Annotated in this window: 4 protein-coding genes; 3 read left to right on the forward strand and 1 reads right to left on the reverse strand. The window is 56.8% G+C overall.

Annotated features, from left to right (window positions below; all coding sequences use genetic code 11):
- The first annotated feature begins 199 nt into the window (after positions 1-199).
- From EOB49_RS32505 to EOB49_RS32525, 3 genes are all read left to right on the forward strand, one after another.
- Complete coding sequence (locus EOB49_RS32505) at positions 200-1,792, forward strand: recombinase family protein (protein WP_348630287.1); 1,593 nt, start codon at positions 200-202, stop codon at positions 1,790-1,792.
- Between the two features lie 14 nt (positions 1,793-1,806).
- Positions 1,807-2,721 carry a plasmid partitioning protein RepB C-terminal domain-containing protein gene (locus tag EOB49_RS32510; protein ID WP_127383368.1) on the forward strand — a complete coding sequence of 305 codons (915 nt, stop codon included), beginning with the start codon at positions 1,807-1,809 and terminating at the stop codon, positions 2,719-2,721.
- Positions 2,722-3,423: 702 nt separating this feature from the next.
- A complete protein-coding gene (locus EOB49_RS32525; RefSeq protein ID WP_127383370.1) occupies positions 3,424-3,675 on the forward strand; it encodes a hypothetical protein in 252 nt (83 codons plus the stop codon).
- Here EOB49_RS32525 and EOB49_RS37055 read toward each other — a convergent pair.
- Positions 3,672-3,969: hypothetical protein (locus EOB49_RS37055; protein ID WP_206526175.1), on the reverse strand; the 298-nt coding region annotated here is incomplete at its 5' end. The two genes, EOB49_RS32525 and EOB49_RS37055, sit on opposite strands and share 4 nt — an antisense overlap.

The raw sequence follows: 3,969 nt of genomic DNA on the forward strand, positions 1-3,969 counted from the left end.
GTCATGGAGGTCTCCCTTAAAAGTCTGAAATCCTATCGACCGTCCCGTGCGGTCGCATTGCGGCGGAACGGGGGCACGCGCTCTCACGAAGTGAGTCAGCGTTTACCGACAGTTGAAAGGGTCCAACCAGAAAAAACCAGGCATTCGACATAAACTGGAGAGGTATTTTGAACCAAACCTCAGGCCGATGATCGTTAGCATGTCCGATCGGCAGGGGCGCAAGCAAGCGATGGACAAGGTTGTACCGACCCAAAAAGCTCCTTCAGGTAGGCGCGCAGTGCCTGCGGCCCAATATCTGCGCATGTCGACGGAAAACCAGACCTATTCTATCGACAACCAAAGGGATGCCATACGCGACTACGCGGATATCATGGGCTACGACATCGTCGCCACCTACAAGGACGCTGGTCGCAGTGGTCTCAACCTCGGAGGCCGTCCCGGCCTTCAGCAGTTGCTAGCCGATGTCGAGAGCGGGAGAGCCGGTTTCGAAACGGTTGTGGTTTACGATGTCAGCCGCTGGGGACGGTTCCAGAATGTCGATGAGAGCGCCGTGTATGAGTACCGATGCCAGATGGCTGGCGTGCGAATCGAATTTTGCGCAGAGCAGTTCGCCAACGATGGCAGCATCGGATCAGACGTGCTGAAGGCGATAAAGCGCAGCATGGCGGCTGAGCACAGTCGCATGCTCTCGCAAAAGACATTCATCGGCCAGGCAAGGCTGGTCCGGATGGGGTTCCGCCAGGGTAGTAAGCCGGGCCTCGGCCTAAGACGCCTGCTGGTCGACGATTCGGGACGCCCCAAATTAATCCTTTCAAAGCGCGAACAAAAGAGCATGCACACCGACCGAGTAATCGTAGTGCCTGGGCCGCCAGACGAGATCGCGACAGTACAATGGATTTTCAGCCACTTCGTCAAAACGCGCCAGACAGAGCTTGAAATCGCAAGGCTGTTGAATAAGCGCGGCGTGATGACTGACCTTGGGCGCCCATGGAAGCGGGAAAGCGTACGCACCGTTCTGACCAATGAAACGTACATTGGCAACAGCGTCTGGAATCGGCGCTCCTCTAAGCTCAAAGGCAAGGCGGTGAACAATCCCCCCGAACAGTGGGTGCGCACGGAAGGTGCATTTGAGCCGATTGTTGACCGCAAGCTATTCAAGCGGGCGCAACTTATCCACAAAACACTCTATTTGCGTATGAACAACGACGAGATGCTGGCAGCGCTGAAGAATGTCCTCGCGCGCCGTGGCGCCTTATCGACCGCGATTATTGACGCTGCACCCGAGTGCCCCGCAGCTAGCCTCTATTTCCATCGCTTCGGAAGCCTTCTGAAACTCTACGAATTCATTGGATATCAGATGCCTCGGAACTGCCAGATCATCGCCGCGAAAAAGCGGCTGAAGACGGTGCGTTTGAAGGCAATAGATGACCTATTGGTGGCGATCGGGAGGACTAGCGGACAGGCAACTTATGACCTGAGAAACGGCATTCTCCGGATCAACGATGAGTTCACTGTTGCTATCGAAATCGCACGTTGCGGCGCTTCCGTATTCGGATATCCGGTCTGGTCTCTGAATATCAAGCACCAGTCACAACCCGACATTTTCGTCCTGATCAGGATGAGTCCGGGTGACCTTGTCATCCGGGACTATCTGATTGCCCCTGTACGTGAAATCGTCGGCATATCGGAGCTGCGCGCTAACAATGGCGCACAACTGGACACCTACCTTTTTCCCACGCTCAGCCCGCTTATCACGCTGGCGGAGCGAACAGGTGCAGAGAACGTAGCGTGAGTCCGAAGCACCCTATGACCAGCGAGGCCGCTTACAATGCTTTGCAAAACAGCGACCAGAGACACGCCCGTAGTATTGCTGCCGATCAACCAGGGTCAAGGGAGAAGCTATTCGCTCCCAAGCTCATAGCAACCTATGAAGCGGAGTGCGCACGCAAGCGCAATTTCATAAGAGAAACTGTGGAAACAGAACAGCGCTTGAGTAGCCTGGTCGAAGCGCTTCGTCTGATATTGAGTGACAAAAGGTTTCACTCATTGCTGGTGTCCGAGGGGCTTGCTACCATACCAAAACTCTTGGCCAAGAGGTTGCAAGGCGCGAAGTACGAACCGGGTGCAGCAGCGCATGCCAGCAAGCCCTTTCCTGGCAAGAATGCAGGCCGTCATTCTGTCAGCGGGATTTGCCCGGACGTCCTCGATTTCCTCCAAGACTACCCTGTGAAGGTGAAAATCTTCGGCTTGCTGCGGCATGTGATTCCCGTCAGGCAATTGGAAATTGCCCGACTGATGGTTGCTATGGAGCGGGTCACGTTCACGTACGCAAAGATCCTTGTCGCTTTTACGCCGCGCTCGCTGCTGGCCGAGGGTTTCGATCCAGCGATGATTGCCAACGTGTCTGAAGACCAACTGGGCGCGATGACGCCTGAACTTGGCGAGCTAAGCAGTGAGTTTTTGAGCGCCGTGGAGCGACGTGGCTCCGTGAGCCTAGAACTGCTGGCAGCCGGGCGCTTTTTTGACCGACTGATGGATAACTCCAGAGTCGTGCGCTACCTGGCCCATACTTTTCCCGGCAATTTTGAAGAGTTTCACGAGTTGTCGTGTGGTCATGCATTTTCCAGCTCCCTCAGTTTCGCGGCAGGCTGTGGACCTCAAGCCGAACCGGCCCGCCGCGATCGCAGTTCGTGCAGAAAAGCGCCCGCTCGACCGAGCTGAACAAGGCATCCCTACCGTATCGCCTGATCAGCCCTTCCGGCTTTACCGTCGCGTGATGCGAGCATTTTGTGCACCAGGCCCGCAGCGTGTGCCATGAGCGCAAATCACCAAGTGCGACATCCAGCCCGGCATGGATGCTACCGTCGATAATCGTCTGGGGCGGGATCTTAACCTCACCCGGCGTAATGATCTTCTCCATGACGTGGCGGCTGTTGTAGTGGATCAGCAGCATGCCTGGGCGGCGACGGATCGCGGCCTGCCATGCCGCCTGGCTGACCATGGCATCTGGTGATCGGGATATTGTTTCGAGGTGCGTCTTCTCCTCGCTATCCCAAACCTCGATCCGGAAATTGTCCTCAGCCGTGTCCCCCATCTATGGACGTGCCTTGTGCCAGCCGCGAGAAAAGCCGGCCGAGACAGCCGCACGCGACAACGCCAGTTCGCGCTCGATCTCCAAATTCCTTGCTAGTACCTTTAGCAAGGCGACCACAGCGTCACCACCCGCCGCCTCAATTGCATGTTGAGCAGCGAGTTCCAATTCCGACATAGCTTCGCTCGCCGGCGCGCTTTGGCGCTTTCCCATAGCATTCCTTGCACAGATGCATTCAGGAATAAGGAACATATTCCTGTCAGGTCAAGAGGGATTGACTCTCAGGTTCTCATTTTGTTCACTGACGACAGGATAGACACAGGAGGCGAACGATGAAGCTTCGCTTGGAAATCAAGGGCGCTTGGCCAGAGGAGCAGGAGCGCGGCATCGAGGCGGCCGAGGCTGTGTCTCGCTGCGGCCGGCATCTCGGCCCAGTTGCCAGCGGATTGAGAAGCACGCTTGCGAGCGCGTTGGATGCGGCCACCGCGCGCTTCGGCTTCGCGCGGCCGAAGGGGCCGTCCCATTGGTTCTGTCGTGGGCATCGCGCCGACGGCGATCAATATATCTTGGGAGGGAGGCACTAGTGACCCGCTCGACGTTCGCCGATGAATTGCAGCAGGCGTCCGACCGCATCGCAGACATTCCGCGCGCTGATCTTCAAATCATGCTTCGACGCGCCGCGCTGATAATTCGAAACACCGACGGCATCAATCTCGATCCCGGCATTGGGGAAACGCTGTCCGGCGTCGCAGTAGAAATGGGGCTGGCGAAATCGGATCTGATCAAGACCATCATTGGCGATTGGCTCATTGCCAATGCCTATCTCCCGGTGCCGCGACTGTTCGACGAGGAAAGCGAAACCGAGGGTTCTGCCTAGT

The sequence above is a fragment of the Mesorhizobium sp. M7A.F.Ca.MR.148.00.0.0 genome (assembly GCF_003997735.1).
Taxonomy (GTDB): domain Bacteria; phylum Pseudomonadota; class Alphaproteobacteria; order Rhizobiales; family Rhizobiaceae; genus Mesorhizobium.

What these genes read in the sequence shown, in the direction of transcription:
- EOB49_RS32505 (WP_348630287.1), top strand. Translation starts at nt 200, where the DNA reads ATGTCCGATCGGCAGGGGCGCAAGCAAGCGATGGACAAGGTTGTACCG.
- EOB49_RS32510 (WP_127383368.1), top strand. Translation starts at nt 1,807, where the DNA reads ATGACCAGCGAGGCCGCTTACAATGCTTTGCAAAACAGCGACCAGAGA.
- EOB49_RS32525 (WP_127383370.1), top strand. Translation starts at nt 3,424, where the DNA reads ATGAAGCTTCGCTTGGAAATCAAGGGCGCTTGGCCAGAGGAGCAGGAG.